At 66.3% G+C, this 17,586-nt stretch carries 15 protein-coding genes; 11 read left to right on the top strand and 4 right to left on the bottom strand.

Features of this window, described 5'->3' with window-relative positions; all coding sequences use genetic code 11:
• The first annotated feature begins 1 nt into the window (after window position 1).
• From ACYQ0L_RS06200 to ACYQ0L_RS06185, 4 genes are all read left to right on the top strand, one after another.
• The gene (locus ACYQ0L_RS06200; RefSeq protein ID WP_459788166.1) at window positions 2–1,021 is read left to right on the top strand and encodes an alpha/beta hydrolase; all 1,020 of its coding nucleotides are present in this window, start codon (window positions 2–4) and stop codon (window positions 1,019–1,021) included.
• Window positions 1,018–1,323, top strand: coding sequence for an alkylphosphonate utilization protein (locus ACYQ0L_RS06195; protein ID WP_459788165.1), 306 nt, complete (start codon window positions 1,018–1,020; stop codon window positions 1,321–1,323). Before ACYQ0L_RS06200 ends, ACYQ0L_RS06195 begins: the two co-directional genes overlap by 4 nt.
• A 10-nt stretch (window positions 1,324–1,333) precedes the next feature.
• Window positions 1,334–2,941 carry a carboxyl transferase domain-containing protein gene (locus ACYQ0L_RS06190; protein WP_459788164.1) on the top strand — a complete coding sequence of 536 codons (1,608 nt, stop codon included), beginning with the start codon at window positions 1,334–1,336 and terminating at the stop codon, window positions 2,939–2,941.
• A gap of 344 nt (window positions 2,942–3,285) precedes the next feature.
• Complete coding sequence (locus ACYQ0L_RS06185; RefSeq protein ID WP_459788163.1) at window positions 3,286–3,816, top strand: hypothetical protein; 531 nt, start codon at window positions 3,286–3,288, stop codon at window positions 3,814–3,816.
• Window positions 3,817–3,820: 4 nt separating this feature from the next.
• On the opposite strand, the gene ACYQ0L_RS06180 is transcribed toward ACYQ0L_RS06185, so the two are convergent.
• Both ACYQ0L_RS06180 and ACYQ0L_RS06175 read right to left on the bottom strand, forming a co-directional pair.
• Window positions 3,821–5,527: a bifunctional metallophosphatase/5'-nucleotidase gene (locus tag ACYQ0L_RS06180; protein WP_459788162.1), complete on the bottom strand. Its 1,707-nt coding sequence runs from the start codon at window positions 5,525–5,527 to the stop codon at window positions 3,821–3,823.
• Window positions 5,528–5,597: 70 nt separating this feature from the next.
• Entirely contained in the window at window positions 5,598–6,779 is a 1,182-nt protein-coding gene (locus tag ACYQ0L_RS06175; RefSeq protein ID WP_459788161.1) for a BaiN/RdsA family NAD(P)/FAD-dependent oxidoreductase, read from the bottom strand.
• A gap of 133 nt (window positions 6,780–6,912) precedes the next feature.
• Here ACYQ0L_RS06175 and ACYQ0L_RS06170 point away from each other — a divergent pair, with 133 nt between their 5' ends.
• Window positions 6,913–8,040, top strand: a complete 1,128-nt coding sequence (locus tag ACYQ0L_RS06170; protein ID WP_459788160.1) for an acyltransferase family protein — start codon at window positions 6,913–6,915, stop codon at window positions 8,038–8,040.
• Here the strand turns inward: ACYQ0L_RS06170 and gyrB are convergent.
• Window positions 8,037–10,568 (bottom strand): DNA topoisomerase (ATP-hydrolyzing) subunit B, encoded by a 2,532-nt coding sequence (gene gyrB, locus ACYQ0L_RS06165; RefSeq protein ID WP_459788159.1) that lies wholly within the window; start codon window positions 10,566–10,568, stop codon window positions 8,037–8,039. The two genes, ACYQ0L_RS06170 and gyrB, sit on opposite strands and share 4 nt — an antisense overlap.
• 119 nt (window positions 10,569–10,687) lie before the next feature.
• Between gyrB and ACYQ0L_RS06160 the strand changes: the two genes are divergently transcribed.
• Window positions 10,688–11,395 carry a ZIP family metal transporter gene (locus ACYQ0L_RS06160; RefSeq protein WP_459788158.1) on the top strand — a complete coding sequence of 236 codons (708 nt, stop codon included), beginning with the start codon at window positions 10,688–10,690 and terminating at the stop codon, window positions 11,393–11,395.
• Between the two features lie 63 nt (window positions 11,396–11,458).
• Window positions 11,459–12,844 carry an L-serine ammonia-lyase gene (locus tag ACYQ0L_RS06155; protein ID WP_459788156.1) on the top strand — a complete coding sequence of 462 codons (1,386 nt, stop codon included), beginning with the start codon at window positions 11,459–11,461 and terminating at the stop codon, window positions 12,842–12,844.
• A 407-nt stretch (window positions 12,845–13,251) separates the two neighbouring features.
• Here the strand turns inward: ACYQ0L_RS06155 and ACYQ0L_RS06150 are convergent, their stop codons facing one another.
• Window positions 13,252–13,707, bottom strand: a complete 456-nt coding sequence (locus ACYQ0L_RS06150; protein ID WP_459788155.1) for a response regulator transcription factor — start codon at window positions 13,705–13,707, stop codon at window positions 13,252–13,254.
• Between the two features lie 129 nt (window positions 13,708–13,836).
• Between ACYQ0L_RS06150 and guaA the strand changes: the two genes are divergently transcribed.
• The 4 genes from guaA to ACYQ0L_RS06130 all read left to right on the top strand — a co-directional run bounded on the left by guaA (window position 13,837) and on the right by ACYQ0L_RS06130 (window position 17,520).
• Entirely contained in the window at window positions 13,837–15,411 is a 1,575-nt protein-coding gene (gene guaA / locus ACYQ0L_RS06145) for a glutamine-hydrolyzing GMP synthase (RefSeq protein WP_459788154.1), read from the top strand.
• 32 nt (window positions 15,412–15,443) lie between these two features.
• On the top strand, window positions 15,444–15,665 hold the full coding sequence (locus ACYQ0L_RS06140; protein ID WP_459788153.1) for a YrhK family protein: 222 nt from the start codon (window positions 15,444–15,446) through the stop codon (window positions 15,663–15,665).
• A gap of 20 nt (window positions 15,666–15,685) precedes the next feature.
• Complete coding sequence (locus ACYQ0L_RS06135; RefSeq protein WP_459788152.1) at window positions 15,686–16,423, top strand: endonuclease III domain-containing protein; 738 nt, start codon at window positions 15,686–15,688, stop codon at window positions 16,421–16,423.
• A 74-nt stretch (window positions 16,424–16,497) separates the two neighbouring features.
• Window positions 16,498–17,520 carry a zinc-dependent alcohol dehydrogenase family protein gene (locus ACYQ0L_RS06130; RefSeq protein ID WP_459788151.1) on the top strand — a complete coding sequence of 341 codons (1,023 nt, stop codon included), beginning with the start codon at window positions 16,498–16,500 and terminating at the stop codon, window positions 17,518–17,520.
• Window positions 17,521–17,586: the final 66 nt, after the last annotated feature.

Here is a 17,586-nt window from a genome sequence, read left to right as displayed (position 1 = left end):
GATGTTCAGAAAATTCGCCATCACCCTCGGCCTCGCCGCAGCGCTGGCCATGCCCGCCGCCGCGCAGGAGGCCGCGCGGCTCACGATCGAGACCGTCCACAGCCCCGCGATCGAGGGCAATCTGGAAGGCAACACCGCCGACCGCGAGGTCTATGTCATCACCCCGCCGGGCTATGACGAGAACCCCGATGCGCATTATCCGGTGGTCTATTTCCTCCACGGCTACTGGGGCTCGCCCAAGCGCTACATCGAGCATCACATCGATTTCACCGCCGCGGTCGACAAGGCTGCCGAAGCGGGGCATCCGATGATCCTGGTCGTCCCCAACGGCGACTCCAAGTGGAAGGGCGCCTTCTATTCCTCCGGGCCGACCGTGGGCGACTACGAAGGCTTCGTCGCGCATGATCTGGTCGGTTGGGTGGACGCCAATTACCGCTCGATCGCCGATCCGCAGAGCCGCGGCCTTTCGGGCCATTCGATGGGTGGATACGGCACGGCGCGCGTCGCGCTGAAGAACCCGGGCATCTTCTCCAGCATCTACATGATGAGCGCCTGCTGCCTCGAACCTTCTGCGATGACGCCGCAGGTGGCGCAGCGGATCGAGCAGATGAGCCCCGAAGAGGTCGAGAATGCGGAGTTCTTCCAGCTCGCCGCGATCTCCACGCTGGTCGCCTGGTCGCCCGATCCCACGGATGAAGGCTTCCTCAAGGCCGATACCGGCCTGCGTGAGGACGGCACCATTGACCCCCTGGTCAACCAGCGCATTGCCGCCAACGCACCGGTCGTGATCCTGCCGCAATATCTGCGCTCGCTCACCACGCTCGACGGGTTTGCGATGGATATCGGCGACAAGGACTTCCTGCTCGACGGCAACCGCATCTGGCGCGCCGAGCTGGACCGGTTCGGCGTCGACTATGATTTCGAACTCTACGAAGGCGACCACACCAACCGCGTGAACGAGCGTTTCGCCGATCACGTGATGCCCTTCTTCGCCGATCATCTCGAAGGACCATCGCAATGAGCGCCGACGAAGATTACGTCTACGACGAGGAAAGTGGCGAATGGATGCCCGCCTCCGAACTCGCGGCCAAGCAGGCTGCCGAGGGCCAGGTGGAAGTGCGCGACGCGGTCGGCAACCTGCTTCAGGATGGCGACCAGGTGACGCTGATCAAGGACCTCGAGGTCAAGGGCGCGGGCAAGACGCTGAAACAGGGCACGCTGATCAAGTCGATCCGCCTGACCGGCGACGCGCAGGAGATCGACTGCAAATACCCCGGCATCAAGGGCCTCGTCCTGCGCGCCGAGTTCGTGAAGAAGCGTTGAGATAGATCATATGACCGCACCCACCCTCACCTCGACGCTCGACCGCGACGCGCCGGATGCCAAGGCGCGCTTCGATCACAATAAGGCACTGGCCACCGAACTGCGCGAGAAGGTCGCCGAGGCGGCGCTGGGCGGGAGCGAGAAGCATCGCGAGCGGCATGTCTCGCGCGGCAAGCTGCTGCCCCGCGAGCGGGTCGAGCGGCTGCTCGATCCCGGCTCGCCCTTCCTCGAGATCGGGCAGTTGGCCGCGAACGGCATGTACGGCGGCGACGTCAACGGCGCCTCGATGATTTGCGGCGTCGGGCGCGTCAGCGGGCGGCAGGTGATGGTCGTGTGCAACGATCCGACCGTGAAGGGTGGCTCCTACTACCCGATGACGGTCAAGAAGCATCTGCGCGCGCAGGAAATCGCGCAGGAAAACCGCCTGCCGTGCATCTATCTGGTCGATAGCGGCGGGGCGAACCTGCCTTTTCAGGCCGAGGTTTTTCCGGACAAGGAACACTTCGGACGCATCTTCTTCAACCAGGCGCAGATGAGCAGCCTGGGCATTCCGCAGATCGCCTGCGTGATGGGCAGCTGCACCGCGGGCGGGGCTTACGTGCCCGCGATGAGCGACGAGAGCGTGATCGTACGCAACCAGGGCACGATCTTCCTCGCCGGACCGCCGCTGGTGAAGGCCGCGACGGGCGAGGAGATCAGCGCCGAGGATCTGGGCGGCGGCGACTTGCACGCCAAGAAGTCCGGCGTGGTCGATCACCTCGCCGAGAACGACGAGCACGCGCTGACCATCGTGCGCGATATCGTCAGCCACCTCGGCGAGAACACCGACGCCGCCACCAACATCAAACTGCAGGACCCGCGCCCGCCGAAGTTCGACGCCGAGGATCTCTACGCCCTGGTCCCCGAGGATGTGCGCGCACCCTACGACGTTCACGAGGTGATCGCGCGGCTGACCGACGGCAGCGAGTTCCACGAGTTCAAGAAGGACTACGGCAGCTCGCTCGTGTGTGGTTTCGCGCATATCTGGGGCATGCCGGTGGCGATCCTCGCCAATAATGGCGTGCTGTTCTCGGAAAGCGCGGTGAAGGGCGCGCACTTCATCGAGCTGGCGTGCCAGCGGCGCATCCCGCTGCTGTTCCTCCAGAACATCTCCGGCTTCATGGTCGGCGGGAAGTACGAAGCGGAAGGCATCGCCAAGCATGGCGCGAAGCTGGTGACGGCGGTCGCCACCGCCACGGTGCCCAAGGTCACCATCCTGATCGGAGGCAGCTTCGGCGCGGGCAATTACGGCATGGCGGGGCGCGCCTATTCCCCGCGCTTCCTGTTCAGCTGGCCCAACAGCCGCATCTCGGTAATGGGCGGCGAACAGGCGGCCAGCGTGCTCGCCACGGTCCATCGCGATGCGGATAGCTGGACAGAGGATCAGGCCGAGGAGTTCAAGGCCCCGATCCGCCAGAAATACGAGGACGAGGGCAATCCCTACTACGCCACCGCGCGGATGTGGGACGACGGCGTGATCGACCCGGTGCAGACCCGCGACGTCCTCGGCCTCGCCTTCGCCGCCTGCCTCGAAGCCCCGATCGAGGATCGCCCGCGCTTCGGCGTCTTCCGGATGTAGACTTGGTGCCGGTGACACTGGGTGACACGTGTCACCCATGTGTCACCCTCGAAAAGAGACGTTCTTGCAGAGCCTTGCGCGACGCAGAGTGACATATTGCCGTTTTGCACTCCGCAGGGAGTGAAGGGCACTTGTGCGAGCAGTCACGAGACGACGATGGGAAAGAGCGGCGGCGATGGTAGCGCCTGATGCCCGGGTAGGAAAATCGCGCCGCCGATGTTTATCCGAGCGACGACGGCGTCCGTGACGGCCCTGGTCGATCTGTGAGACGCCTTTGACGCGGTCGACTTGACGCTTTCCTCTGCCTCGGGTGCTCTCGGCACCGGGTAAACAGGGGAATACCGATGCTGCATCCCATGAAACAGGTCGGGCTGACCGCCGCGATCGTCCTCGTCTGCAACGTGCTGCACGAAATCGGCCATCTCATGGCAGCAAAGCTGCTTGGCTACGAAGCGGCCATTCGGATCAACAGCGTCTCGCTCGTCGGCGGAGCTCAGGGCTGGCGGGACGCGGCGCTGGTCGATGCCGCCGGGCCGCTGGTCACCGGGGTGCTGGCAATCATCGGCGTGGCCCTCGTCAAGCGCGGCGGCACGCTTGGGCCGACCATCGTCTTCGCTGCGCTCATGATGCGCATCCTTGCGACCGCCGTGAGCGTGCAGGCTCCGAACGACGAGGCACGGATCGGTGTGTTGCTGGGGATCGGGACATGGGCGCTACCCGCACTCGTCGTGGGCGTGCTGGCGGTGCTCATGGCCATCTCCGCGCGCCGGTCGCGCGTTGGCTGGAGATGGCTGCTGGCGTCCTGGATCGGTGCCTCGATCGGCTTCGTGATCGTGGTGTTCGGGGAGCCCATGCTCCCCGCGATCACGCTCTGATCGCCTATTCCACCACCGTGATCCGGTCGGTCGCGGGCAGTGCGCGCACGCCTTCGCCGTCGAGGTAGGCTTCGGTCGCGTCGAGATCGACCGGGCCGGTGACCGCGTCGGTCCCTTGCGCGAACATCTCGAATCCGTCGCCGCCGGTGGCGAGGAAGCTGTTCATCGTCACGCGGTAGGTCGCCGCCGGGTCGATCCGGCGGCCGTTCAGCGTGGCGGAGACGAAGCGGTAGGAATCGCCGTCGCGCGCCAGCGTCTGGCGGAAGCCTTCCGACCCGGAGAAGATCGTGGTGCCATCCTCGCGGAACTGGCTGCGCAGCAGCGCGAGCAGCTGCGCGCCGGTGAAGCTCTTGGTGATCAGCGTGTTGCCGAAGGGCTGGACGGTATAGATCTGGCCGAAGGTCAGCGTGCCGTCTCCGTCCGGCACCAGGTCGGCGCGGATGCCGCCGGGGTTCATCAGCGCGATCTGCGCGCCCGCGCTGCGCGTGGCGGCGAGCTGCGAATCGGCGATGATATTGCCCAGCGCGTGCTCGATCCCGTCCTTCGTCGCCGCGCCCGAGAGCTTGCCGACCGGGCGGCTTTCGGCGCCCTTCGCGGCCTTCGCATACCGCGCGACATAGTCGGCGATGTCCCGACGCGCGGCGGGGCGCAGGATGCCATCGCGCGCGGTGCCTTCATCATTCGCGATCACGAGGTTGCGGGCGTTTTTCGCGATGACGCGACCCGCCGCCGGATCGATGGTCAGCGCGATATCGGTCAGCATCTGGCCGCCCCACGCCGCGCTGGTTACCAGCATCGGCCGTGCGGGATCGACGCTGGCGTAATCGCACACATAGGGCCGGTGCGTGTGGCCCGAGATGACGACGTCGATACCGGGATCGAGCCGGTCGAGGATTTCGCGAAGCGGGCCCGAGATCGCCGCGCAGCCGAACACGTCGGGCTGTTCGTCGGGCGCGAGGCCCTGATGGATCGCGACCACGATCGCATCCGCACCCTCGGCCCGCAGGCGGGGCAGGGCGGCGTTGATCGTGTCCGCCTCGTCGGCGAAGGTCAGGCCTTCGATCCCGTCGGGCGACACGATCTGGGGCGTGCCTTCCAATGTCAGGCCGATAATGCCGATCGCGACCTGCCGCTCGCCCTCACCCAAGCGACGGATCGCGGTGCCGGGGAACAACGTGCCGCCCTCTGCGATCTCTGGGCCGGCGAGCACATTCGCAGCGAGGAAGCCGAACTCTGCGCCCTTGTAGTCGGGCTCGACCGCACAGGGCTCGCGCATGGTCAGCTTCTCGCACCCGCCCTCGGCAAGACGGCGCAATTCGCGCCAGCCGCGGTCGAATTCGTGGTTGCCGACCGCGTTGAAATCGAGCCCGATGCGATTCATCGCGCCCACGGTCGGTTCGTCGAGGAACAGCGAGGAGACCAGCGGGCTCGCGCTGATGAGGTCGCCCGCCGAGATCACCAGGCTGTTTTGATGCTCGGCGCGCAGGGTGTCGATCGCGGTGGCGAGGTAGGCCGCGCCGCCTGCCTGCACCTGCGTCTCGCCGTCTACTTCCAGCGCACGCTGCACCGGCTGCAGGTTGCCGTGGAAATCGTTGAGCCCGATGATGCCGATGGTCACCGGCTCGGGCGCAGTGCTCTGCTCTTGGGGGACGGTGGCGCATGCCCCCAGCGAGAGGGCGAGCAGGGCGGCGAGGGTTGTGCGTGCGAACATGCTCGCGGCGTTGCTCCCGCCGCGTTGCAACTTCAAGAAGGCAATTGCGCGAGGCGGCGCTTTCGCCGCGTCAGAGCGCCTCGCCGCAGGCCTGCCCGCTCGCCCAGGCCCACTGGAAGTTATAGCCGCCCAGCCACCCCGTGACGTCGACCGCCTCGCCGATCGCGTACAGGCCGGGCAGCTTCTTCGCCTCCATCGTCTGTGAGGAGAGTTCGGCGGTCGAGATGCCGCCCGCGGTCACCTCGGCCTTGGCGAAACCCTCGGTGCCGTTGGGGTGGAACTGCCAGCCGCGCAGCCGCTCCTCCGCCTGGCGCAGTGCCTTGTCCGACAGGCCCTGCATCGGCCCGTCGAGCCCGAGGCGCCCGGCGAGCGTATCGGCCAAACGTTCGGGCAGGTGTTCGCGCAGCACTTGGGTGAGGGTGGCGCGCGGGGCGCGCGTCTTGGCCTCGACCAGCCAGCCGGGGGGCAGGTCGGGCAGGAAATCGATCCGCAGCACTTCGCCGTGGCGCCAGTAGGAACTCGCCTGCAGGATCGCGGGGCCGGACAGGCCCTTGTGCGTCAGCAGCGCGGCTTCGCGGAACTTGCTCGCGTGCTTGCCTTTGCCCGCATGGGCCTCGACCGGGGCGGAGACGCCCGAGAGCTCGCGGAACAGCACATCCTCGCCGCCCAGCGTCAGCGGGACCAGCGCGGGGCGCGGCTCGACCACCTTGAGGCCGAACTGGCGCGCGAGGTCGTAGGCGATGCCGGTCGCGCCCATCTTGGGGATCGACGGGCCGCCGGTCGCGATCACCAGCGCGGGCGCGTGATGCGTCTCGCCGTTCGCCTCCACCGAAAAACCTTCGCCGTCCCGCGCAATGCCGCCGATCTCCTGCCCGGTGCGGATATCGACCCCGCCCTTCTCGCATTCGGCAAGGAGCATGGCGACGATCTGCTTGGCCGAACCATCGCAGAACAGCTGGCCGAGCGTCTTTTCGTGCCAGTCGATCCCGTAGCGCTCGACCAGGTCGAGGAAGTCGCGTGGCGAGTAGCGGGCGAGCGCGGACTTGGCGAAGTGCGGGTTGGCCGAAAGGTAGTTTGCAGGCCCCGCGCCCAGATTGGTGAAATTGCAGCGCCCGCCGCCCGAGATGAGGATCTTCTTGCCCACCGCCTCGGCCTTTTCGAGCACCAGCACGCGCCGCCCGCGCTGGCCGGCCACGCCGGCGCAGAACAGGCCGGCCGCTCCGCCGCCAAGGATGATCGCATCGTATTCCATCGCCGCGTGCCGTGCCCGCTCCGCGCGGCGCTGTCGAGCGGGCGCGGGAAGGTTTCGGCGAAGACTCGTCCTATGCCGAGACAGCCCCGCCGGCGGGCGCGACAGCGGGACGCGAAGGGGGCAGCGCTGGGCCATGCCCGAGGCATCGCCCAGCACGAGCGCGCAGCGCTATCACCACCTCGACGCGGGGCGGGCGCTGTTCATGCTGCTGGGCATTCCCTTCCACGCCAGCCTCGCCTTTGCGGGCGGCCACTGGCTGGTGATGAGCGGCACGCGCGATCCTTTCCTCGCCGCCATCCCCCCGATCCTGAGCGATTTTCGCATGCCGGGTTTCTTCCTGATCGCGGGCTTCTTCGCCGCCATGCTGCTGGAGCGGCGCTCTCGTGCAGAATGGCTGAAGGGCCGGGCCGAGCGGCTGGGCGTGCCGCTGCTGTTCGGCATGGCGACGATCGTGCCCATGCAGGCGGCGATCCTGAGGGCGGGCCCCACGACGATTATCGACCGGGCCGCTCCGGCCGATCCGCTGTCGCATCTGTGGTTCCTGCCGACGCTGCTGGTGTTGTGCGCACTGCTCGCCGCGCTCTGGCCGTTGCTGACCCGCGTCCGGCCGATGCGCACGCCGGGCGTCATCGCGCTCGGCCTGGGTATCGCGGTTTACGAGCTTGCGCTGCTTGTGGGCGAACATGTGCTGCACAGCGATCTGAGTTTTGCGGGCGGGCTGCTCAGCTTCGATTCGCTGGCGCGGTTCGCGCCCTTCTTCGCGATCGGCGTCGCACTCCGGCGATCGCCTGCCCTGTGGGACCGCTTTGCGCGGTTCGATCCGACGGTCGCGATCATCGGGCTCGTCGCACTGGGGGCGCATGTCTGGCTATGGGAGGGCGAGGCGCGGGCGGAGCTGGTGCTCGACATCCTGTTCGACGGCTTGTCGTCGCTCTGTCTGGCGCAGACCATCCTTGCGCTGCTGCTGCGCGTGGTGAGGACCGGTTCGGCCACGATTGACCGGCTGGTCGACGCCTCTTTCACGATCTACCTGCTGCACCACCCGGTGGTGGTCGCGCTGGCGATCCTATGCATCGGCGCCAGTCTGCCGCCGCTGGCATCGTGGCTGATCATCTGCGTGGGCGCCTTCGTGCTGCCCTACGGCGCGCACCGCCTGCTGCGGCGCAGCCCGCTGGTGCTGTGGCTGATGAACGGCGTCAGACCGAAGGGGAGCCGCCGGGGCCTGCTGATGCCCCGGCCGGCGACCGATCTGAGCGCCTAGATATCGAGGTTCGCGACATTCAGAGCATTGTCCTGAATGAACTCGCGCCGGGTTTCGACCACGTCGCCCATCAGCCGCGAGAAAATCTCGTCGGTCACGTCGGCATCCTCGATCTTCACCTGCAGCAGTGCGCGGTTGTCCGGGTCTAGCGTGGTCTCCCACAGCTGTTCGGCGTTCATCTCGCCAAGACCCTTGTAGCGCTGGACTGACAAGCCCTTGCGGCCCGCCGCGATCACCGCGTCGAACAGCTGGGTCGGGCGGATGATCGTGCCCTGGCCCGCAGTGGCCGAGCGATCGGGCGTGGCGACCTCGTCCTCGCCATCGGGCTCGGGCGTATCTTCGACCGCGCTCGGCTTTACCAGCTTTGCCGCGCTTTCATAAGCGTCGAGGTTTTCGGCCGCGATCTTGTGCAGCTTGCGCGCTTCGGCGCTTTCGAGGAATTTCTCCTCGATCAGGTGGCTGTCGGTCACTCCGCGCCACAGGCGGCTCATCATGATGCCGCCGTCGGGCGAGCGTTCGCCGCTCCACTTGGCTTCGGTGTCGCCCATCTGAAGGCGCGCGGCGGCGCGGTCGAGCGCGTCGCCCGCAGCGAGGTTTTCCGGATCGAAGGCGCCCGCCATCGCCAGCGTCTCGACGATCGCGGTATCGTACTTGCGCGGCGCATAGGCGAGCAGGTTGCGCATCCGCAGCGCATGGTCGACCAGCGCTGAAAGGTCCGCCCCGGCGCGCACGCCGGTGGCGCTGTCGAGAACGCGATCCTGCAGCCCTTCGGCGACCAGATAGCGATCCAGCGCGCGCTCGTCCTTCAGGTAGACCTCGCTGCGCCCGCGCGCGACCTTGTAGAGCGGCGGCTGGGCGATGAAGAGATGCCCGTTCTTCACGATTTCGGGCAGCTGGCGGTGGAAGAATGTCAGCAGCAGTGTGCGGATATGCGCACCATCGACGTCGGCGTCGGTCATGATGACGATCTTGTGGTAGCGCAGCTTCTCGAGGTTGAAGTCGTCGCGAATGCCGGTGCCCATCGCCTGGATCAGCGTGCCGACTTCCTTGGATGAAATGATCCGGTCGAACCGCGCGCGCTCCACGTTCAGGATCTTGCCCTTAAGCGGCAGGATCGCCTGCGTCTTGCGGTCGCGCCCCTGCTTGGCAGAGCCGCCGGCCGAGTCACCCTCGACCAGGAAGAGTTCGCACTTGCTGGGATCGCGTTCCTGGCAGTCGGCCAGCTTGCCGGGCAGGCTGGCGACGCTCATCGCGCCCTTGCGGCTCATTTCGCGCGCGCGCCGTGCAGCTTCACGCGCGGCGGCGGCATCGACGACTTTCTGGACGATCGCCTTGGCGTGGTTGGGATTTTCCTCCAGCCACTCGGTCATCTTGTCGCCCATCAGGCTTTCCAGCGGAGAGCGGACCTCGGATGAAACCAGCTTGTCCTTGGTCTGCGAGCTGAACTTGGGATCGGGCAGCTTGACCGAAACGATCGCGGTCAGCCCTTCGCGCATGTCCTCGCCGCTGAGGCTGACCTTCTCCTTCTTGAGCAGGCCCGATGCTGCGGCATAGTTGTTGAGCGTACGGGTCAGCGCGGTGCGGAATGCGGCAAGGTGCGTGCCCCCGTCGCGCTGCGGGATGTTGTTCGTGAAGGCGAGCACGTTCTCGTAATAGGAATCGTTCCATTCGAGAGCGACGTCGATGCCGATCCCGTCCTTCTCCGCCGAGACGGAGATAGGCTCGGGGATCAGCGCATCCTTGTTGCGGTCGAGATAGTTGACGAAGGCCGCGATCCCGCCCTCGTAGAACAGGTCGTGCTCGGCCACGTCTTCGCTCCGCCGGTCGCGCAGCTTGATGTGCACGCCCGAGTTGAGGAAGGCGAGTTCGCGGTAGCGGTGCTCGAGCTTGTCGAAATCGAACTCGATGACGTTCTTAAACGTGTCCTCGCTGGCCTTGAAGGTAACGCGCGTGCCCTTTTTCAGGCCGTTCTCGTCGCCGTTGGAATCCACCGGCGGCGCATCGCCGCGCACTTCGAGGCTGGCGACCGCATCGCCGTGCTCGAAGCGCATCCAGTGCTCCTTGCCGTCGCGCCAGATGACCAGTTCGAGCCATTCGGACAGCGCGTTGACGACCGAGACGCCCACGCCGTGCAGGCCGCCGGAGACCTTGTAGGCATTGTCGTCGCTGGTGTTTTCGAACTTCCCGCCCGCGTGCAGCTGGGTCATGATGACCTCTGCGGCGGAGACGCCTTCGCCCTTGTGCATGTCGACCGGAATGCCGCGGCCATTGTCTTCCACCGAGACGCTGCCGTCCGGGTTGAGTTCGATCAGGACGAGGTCGCAGTGGCCCGCCAGCGCTTCGTCGATGGCATTGTCGGACACCTCGAACACCATGTGGTGCAGGCCCGAACCATCGTCGGTATCGCCGATATACATGCCGGGGCGCTTGCGAACCGCATCGAGGCCCTTGAGCACCTTGATCGAATCCGCGCCATATTCGCCGGTTCTCCGGCCATTTTCACCATTGTTCTGTGTGTTCTCGTCCATCGGGCGAATATAGGCGCGCGGGCCCCGAAACCCAAATGAAACATGGCGAAAACATGGGCTTTTCCACGGGGTGTGGAAGGAGGCGGGCACTTATCCGCCGGGCGCGCGTAAGTCCGGTGATGATGATGACCCTGATCGTGGTCGCCGTGGTCTCCGGCGCGCTCATTCTCGGCGCGGCCTGGGGGCTGTTCGCACCGCTGAACAAGAAGACCGAAGGCTTCCTGGTGGCGCTGGCCGGGGGCGCTCTGCTGCTGTCGGTCACGAGCGAACTGATCCAGCCGTCGATCGAGCGTGGATCGCTGATTGTCGCCGGGCTCGCGGTGCTGGCGGGCGCGGGCGTCTTCACCCTGGCGGACTGGCTGGTGAAAACGAAATGGGGCGGCGGTTCGGGCGGCGGGCTGCTGGCCGCCATCACGCTCGACGGAATCCCCGAAAACCTCGCGCTGGGCGTTGCGCTGATCGGTGCGGGGCCGATGGAGGTCGCGGCGCTCGCCGGATCGATCCTGCTGTCCAACCTTCCCGAAGCGGCGGGCGGCGCGAAGGAAATGCGCGGGGACGGGCGCAACAAGATGAAGGTGTTCGCGCTGTGGGCGGCGACCGCCGCGCTGCTCTCGGCGGCGGCAATTGCGGGCAACCTGCTGCTCGAAGGGGCGAGCGAGAGCCAGCTGGGCGCGATCCGCTGCTTTGCCGCAGGCGCGGTGATCGCCAGCCTCGCGATCGAGGTCTTCCCGCAGGCCTTCAAGGAAGACGATTACTGGGCCGGGATCGCCACCGCGATCGGCGCCGTCCTCGCCTTCCTGCTCGGCTCGCTCGGCGGCGGCGGATAGCAAAGCCTGCCGCTACGGCATGATCGATTGACGCGCCCGCCTGCCTGACGCATCGCGCGGCCCATGCTCTCTGTACTCGACATCTTCCGGATCGGGATCGGCCCGTCTTCCTCGCACACCGTCGGCCCGATGCGGATCGGCGAACGCTTCGTGCGGGGATTGAAGACGGCGGGCCTCGCCTCGCAGGTCGCGCGGGTGCAGGTCGAACTGCAGGGGTCGCTGGCGCTGACCGGGGTCGGGCACGGCACTCTTGATGCCAGCATCCTCGGCCTTGCCGGGTTTGCGCCCGACCGGACCGACCCCGACGAGGCGGCGCAGGTGCTGGCGGATATTCGCGCCGGCCACCGCCTGATGCTGGGCGGCGCGGACGAGATCGCCTTCGATCCGCAGGCGGACATCGAGCTTGCCGGGCATATCATCCCCGAACTCCACCCCAATGGCATGGTCCTGCGCGCCTTCGACGAGGCTGGCGAGCTGCTGCGCGAGCGGACCTTCTATTCGACCGGCGGCGGCTTCGTCGCCTCCGAGAAGCAGTTGCGTGCCAAGCCCAAGAACGACCGGGTCAAGGCGGGCCCCAGCGTGCCACATCCCTTCGGCTCGGCGGAAGACCTGCTGGCGCTGTGCGCGCAGCTCGACCTGACGATCGCCGACCTGATCCTCGCCAACGAGGACTCGATGCGCCCGCGCGAAGAAACGATCGCCGGGCTCGACGCGATCGCCGAAGCGATGGATGGCTGCATCGACCGCGGGCTCAGCCAGCGGGGCGTCCTGCCCGGCGGGCTCAAGGTGCAGCGCCGCGCGCCCGACCTGTGGGAGAAGCTCTCGGGCAATCCGCTCTCGAACGAGCGCGAGCAGCTGTTCGACTGGCTCAATTGCTACGCGATGGCGGTGAACGAGGAGAACGCGGCGGGCGGCCGCGTCGTCACCGCGCCCACCAATGGCGCGGCGGGTATCATCCCGTCGGTGATTCGCTTCTATTGCAAGACCGCCGACGACAATGACTGCATCGAGAAGCGGCGGCTGTTCCTGCTGACCGCGGGCGCGATCGGCCTGCTCTACAAGCAGCGCGCGAGCATTTCGGGCGCCGAGATGGGTTGCCAGGGCGAGGTCGGTGTCGCCTGTTCGATGGCGGCGGGTGGCCTCGCGGCGCTGTGGGGCGGATCGCCGGTGCAGATCGCCAGCGCGGCGGAAATCGGGATGGAGCACAATCTGGGCCTCACCTGCGATCCGGTCGGCGGGCTGGTGCAGGTGCCGTGTATCGAGCGTAATGCCATCGGCGCGGTCAAGGCGGTCAACGCCGCGCGCCTTGCGCTCCACCGGACGGGGGCGGAAAGCCTCGTCAGCCTCGACCAGGTGATCGAGACCATGCGCCAGACCGGGCTCGACATGAGCAACAAGTACAAGGAAACCAGCCAGGGCGGGCTCGCGGTGAACGTCGTCGAGTGCTGATTCTTTCGGCCTGATCCCGAACGGGCCGTTGGCCTGCCCGGCTCCGTTGCGCACAAGAAAAGGCCCGCCTGCCGGATGGCAGACGGGCCTCGATCCGATACCCTTTGGAGGAGAGTTTTTCGGAAGAAGGGGATCAGATCGTAACGGCGCTGACAAGGACGACGGAGCTGATCGAAACCGCCGCCAGCAGCGCGAAGACGTGCGTCGTCATCGTGCGCATGGTGTTATCCTAGTTTTTCTAAAGTTGGCCGGGGGACAGGCTTAGGGGGGGGAGAGGACAGCCCGTCGCCCCGGCTCGAGGGGGGAAATAATGTTACGCCCCGATATATGAAAGTGAGAAAACTTGCAGGTATGTTCAGTTTTTTGCACCAGACTTTAGTGCGTCCGGCGCAAAGGCAGCACTGATCTTACAAGCGCGCGATCCGCGACCGCTTGCTATCGGGCTCGTCATCATCCTCTACACCATAATTGGAGGTGGGCATGGGGGCGACCGAGCTGCCATGTTCGAGAAGCGCATTTACGCGTAGCGCAAGCTTTTCCCGGTCGAACGGCTTGCTGATGTAATCGTCGGCACCTGAATAATACGCGATCTCCTGATCGGTGCGCGATCCGCGTGCCGTCAGCATCAGGACCGGTACCCGGCGACAGACGTCCGATCCGCGAATCTCGCGCAAGACATCGATGCCCGACTTGCCAGGCATCATGCAGTCCAGGATCAGCAGGTCGGGCTGCTTGCGCTCAACCACCTCGCGCACCGTGGTGCCATCCTCGAGCGCGCCCACAATGTGGCCTTCGGGTTCCAGAATGCTGCGAACCAGCTCGACGATCAGCGGATCATCGTCGGCGATGATGATGCGTGCCATGGCGACCTCCTCCGGATGAGTGGCATTGCCTATAATTATAGACGATAAACTAAAAGCTTAAGCTGCGCGCGCGTTCCTTGCCGGGCGCACTCGCTTGCCATCGCAAGCGCGCACGGCCTAACGGGACCAATGCCCAAGAAAGCCCACCCCGATTCCATCCTCATCGTCGATTTCGGCAGCCAGGTAACCCAGCTGATCGCGCGCCGCGTGCGCGAAGCGGGGGTCTATTCCGAGATCGCGCCCTTCAGCCAGGCCGAGGAGGCGTTCCACCGGCTCAAGCCCAAGGGCATCATCCTGTCGGGATCGCCCGCAGGCGTACCCGACGAAGGATCGCCCCGCGCGCCGGAGATGCTGTTCGAGGCGGGGCTGCCGATCCTCGGCATCTGTTACGGCCAGCAGGTCATGACCCACCAGCTCGGCGGGGAAGTGCGGCCCGGCCACGAAACCGGCGAAGGCGGCGAATTCGGCCGCGCCTTCCTGACCGTGACCAAGTCCTGCGCGCTGTTCGACGGCTTGTGGAACGAGGGCGAGCGCCACCAGGTATGGATGAGCCATGGCGACAAGGTCACGCGCTTTGCCGAAGGGTTCGAGATCGTCGCGGTCTCCGACGGTGCGCCCTTCGCGGTGATCGCCGACGAAGGCCGCAAGTTTTACGGCACCCAATTCCACCCCGAGGTGGTCCACACGCCCGACGGCGCGAAGCTGATCGCCAATTTCGCGCACAAGGTCTGCGGGCTGGCGGGCGACTGGACGATGGCCGAATATCGCGCGACCAAGATCGCCGAGATCCGCGAGCAGGTCGGCGACGGCAAGGTGATCTGCGGCCTTAGCGGTGGGGTCGATTCCTCGGTCGCCGCGATCCTGATCCACGAGGCGATCGGCGAGCAGCTGACCTGCGTCTTCGTCGACCACGGCCTGCTGCGCCTGAACGAGCGCGAACAGGTGGAGACCATGTTCCGCGATCACTACAACATCCCGCTGGTGGTGGTGGACGCCGAGGAACGCTTCATGGCGGGCCTTGCTGGCCAGACCGACCCCGAAAAGAAGCGCAAGTTCATCGGCGGCGAGTTCATCAACGTGTTCGAGGAAGAGGCGAAGCGCATCGGCGGCGCCGATTTCCTCGCCCAGGGCACGCTTTATCCCGACGTGATCGAGTCGGTCTCTTTCACCGGTGGACCGAGCGTCACGATCAAGAGCCACCACAATGTCGGCGGCCTGCCCGAACGCATGAACATGCAGCTGGTCGAGCCTCTCCGTGAACTCTTCAAGGACGAGGTCCGCGAACTGGGCCGCGAGCTGGGCCTGCCCGACATCTTCGTCGGCCGCCACCCGTTCCCCGGACCCGGCCTCGCCATCCGTATCCCGGGCGAAGTGACCAAGGAACGCTGCGACATCCTGCGCAAGGCCGACGCGATCTATCTTGAGGAGATTCGCAATGCGGGCCTCTACGACGCGATCTGGCAGGCCTTCGCCGTGCTGCTTCCGGTCAAGACCGTCGGCGTGATGGGCGATCACCGCACCTACGACAGCGTCTGCGGGTTGCGCGCGGTGACCAGCACTGACGGCATGACCGCAGATGTGTATCCGTTCGACGCGGGCTTCCTGACCAATGTTGCGACCCGCATCGTCAACGAGGTGCAGGGCATCAACCGCGTGGTCTACGACTATACGTCGAAACCGCCGGGCACGATCGAGTGGGAATAAGGGCCTGACGCGAAGACATCGGGAGACCTTCCATGAGCGACACGCTGCGCCTCATCGTCAAGGATTTCGGCTGGATTCACACCTCGCTGGGCCTGGTGGGGAACGTGCTGTTCTTCGTCGGCAGCATCTTCTTCCTGCCTAGCTTCGATTCGTACCAGACGCTGGGCGTGTGGCTGTTCATCATCGGGTCGTTCCTGATGCTGATCGGAGCTTTGGGCGAACTCGGCGTGAAGATCGTCGAGAGCCGCGAATAGCGGATGCGGGCGCGAGGCAGGTGCAACTCCCCCTCGGCGATGACCCGCGTACGGATATCCTCCGCGCGCTCCAGCCCCTGCTGGTCCAGCGCTTCGGCCATATAGAGCGCGCTCCGAGAGAGCGCCGCGCGCCGGAATGGGTGCTGGTGCAGGGGGTGATCGGGGCGCGGACGCGGTCCGAGGTTTCCAATGCTGCGACCGATCGGTTGCTGGCGAGTTATGGCAGCTGGGAAGCGGTCGCGCATGCGCCGCTGGAGGAACTCCAAGCGGAGCTGACGACGCAGACCTATCCCAATGTCGCGGGCGAACGGCTCAAGGCGTGCCTCGAAGCGCTGGTTGAGCGGCGCGGTCGCGTGGACCTGTCGCATCTGGAGGAGATGGAGACGGGGGCTGCGATGGACTGGCTCGAGCAGCTTCCCGGCATCGGCCGCAAGATCGCGGCGGGGGTGATGAACGCCTCGACGCTCGACCGCGCGGTGCTGGTGCTCGACAGCCATCACCGCCGCATCCTCCAGCGCATGGGGCTGGTGCCGCCGCGGGCGGACACCGCGCGCACCTATGCCACGATCATGCCTGCGATGCCGCCCGAATGGAGCGCCGCCGATTTCGATGAGCACCACCTGCTGATGAAGGAGGTCGGCCGCACCTTCTGCCGCCCGCGCGCGCCCGATTGCCCACCGTGTCCGGCGCAGGCGCTGTGCAAGACGGGCCAGCTTGAGCCGGGCCCGGGCAGGGCGGAGCAGGCGAACCCGCGCTGACGCACGACAAATCGCGAACCCTTCGCGCCGCTCGCCCGTTGGCCGGGAAACACCCCCATTCAAGGAGCGCGCCCATGCAAGCCGTCAAAGTCCGCAACCCCGCCAGTCTCGACAGCCTCGAAGTGGTCGATATGGCCGATCCCGGCGAGCCCGGCCCGGGCGAAGTACGCGTGAAGCTGCACGCCTCCTCGCTCAACTTTCACGATTATGCCGTGGTCGCTGGGATGATCCCGACCGACGACGGCCGCATCCCGCTGTCCGACGGGGCAGGCGAAGTCGTCGCAGTGGGCGAGGGCGTCGAAGCGTTCGCAGTCGGCGACCGGGTGATCTCCACCTTCTTCCCCGACTGGAACGACGGCACCCCGCCGATGGGCAGTTTCGAGACCACGCCCGGCGACGGGATCGACGGTTTCGCCCGCGAAGAGGTGGTGAAGCCGGTGCGCGCCTTCACGCATGCTCCCGCCAATCTCGACTACGTGGAGGCGGCGACCCTGCCGTGCGCCGGGCTGACCGCGTGGCGCGCGCTGATGGAAGACGGCAAGATGAAGCCCGGGCAGACCGTGCTGGTGCAGGGCACCGGCGGCGTCTCTATCTTCGGCCTGCTGTTCGCCAAGGCGGCGGGCGCACGGGTGATCGCGACATCGAGCTCTGACGCAAAGCTGGAAAAGGTCCGCGCGCTCGGCGCCGACCACACGATCAATTACAAGACGACCGAGAACTGGGGCGAGGCCGCGTATGACTGGGTCCGCAGCGAGCTGGGCGCGCAGGGCGTCGACCATGTGATCGAAGTCGGCGGTCCGGGCACGGTCAACCAGTCTATCGCCGCGATCCGGCCGGGCGGGCACATCCACCTGATCGGCGTGCTGACCGGCCAGTCGGGCGAGGTCGAGACCGCCGCGCTGATGCGCAAGATGGGACGTTTGCAGGGGCTGACCGTCGGCAGCCACGCGATGCAGCGGCGGATGGTCGCCGCGATCGAGGCGAACGACATTCACCCGCAGATTTCGGACCGCTTTGCGCTGGCCGACCTCGCCGATGCCTTCCGGCACGAAGAAGGCGGATCGCATTTCGGCAAGATCGCGGTGGAGATCGGCTAGGCACAACCGCACCGCCTGCCAAAGAAAAGGGCCGCCCGGTTTCCCGTGGCGGCCCTGCTATTCCAA

Source organism: Alteriqipengyuania triglochinis, from assembly GCF_054655655.1.
The sequence above is the reverse complement of the archived record's forward strand: the minus strand, read 5'-3'. Positions and strand labels throughout refer to the sequence as shown.

Bases quoted from the DNA above. Each gene is read 5' to 3' on its own strand.
- gyrB (WP_459788159.1), bottom strand. From the start codon at position 10,568: ATGGACGAGAACACACAGAACAATGGTGAAAATGGCCGGAGAACCGGC.
- ACYQ0L_RS06190 (WP_459788164.1), top strand. From the start codon at position 1,334: ATGACCGCACCCACCCTCACCTCGACGCTCGACCGCGACGCGCCGGAT.
- ACYQ0L_RS06160 (WP_459788158.1), top strand. From the start codon at position 10,688: ATGATGATGACCCTGATCGTGGTCGCCGTGGTCTCCGGCGCGCTCATT.
- ACYQ0L_RS06150 (WP_459788155.1), bottom strand. From the start codon at position 13,707: ATGGCACGCATCATCATCGCCGACGATGATCCGCTGATCGTCGAGCTG.
- ACYQ0L_RS06180 (WP_459788162.1), bottom strand. From the start codon at position 5,527: ATGTTCGCACGCACAACCCTCGCCGCCCTGCTCGCCCTCTCGCTGGGG.
- ACYQ0L_RS06130 (WP_459788151.1), top strand. From the start codon at position 16,498: ATGCAAGCCGTCAAAGTCCGCAACCCCGCCAGTCTCGACAGCCTCGAA.
- ACYQ0L_RS06175 (WP_459788161.1), bottom strand. From the start codon at position 6,779: ATGGAATACGATGCGATCATCCTTGGCGGCGGAGCGGCCGGCCTGTTC.
- guaA (WP_459788154.1), top strand. From the start codon at position 13,837: ATGCCCAAGAAAGCCCACCCCGATTCCATCCTCATCGTCGATTTCGGC.
- ACYQ0L_RS06155 (WP_459788156.1), top strand. From the start codon at position 11,459: ATGCTCTCTGTACTCGACATCTTCCGGATCGGGATCGGCCCGTCTTCC.
- ACYQ0L_RS06185 (WP_459788163.1), top strand. From the start codon at position 3,286: ATGCTGCATCCCATGAAACAGGTCGGGCTGACCGCCGCGATCGTCCTC.
- ACYQ0L_RS06140 (WP_459788153.1), top strand. From the start codon at position 15,444: ATGAGCGACACGCTGCGCCTCATCGTCAAGGATTTCGGCTGGATTCAC.
- ACYQ0L_RS06200 (WP_459788166.1), top strand. From the start codon at position 2: ATGTTCAGAAAATTCGCCATCACCCTCGGCCTCGCCGCAGCGCTGGCC.
- ACYQ0L_RS06195 (WP_459788165.1), top strand. From the start codon at position 1,018: ATGAGCGCCGACGAAGATTACGTCTACGACGAGGAAAGTGGCGAATGG.
- ACYQ0L_RS06170 (WP_459788160.1), top strand. From the start codon at position 6,913: ATGCCCGAGGCATCGCCCAGCACGAGCGCGCAGCGCTATCACCACCTC.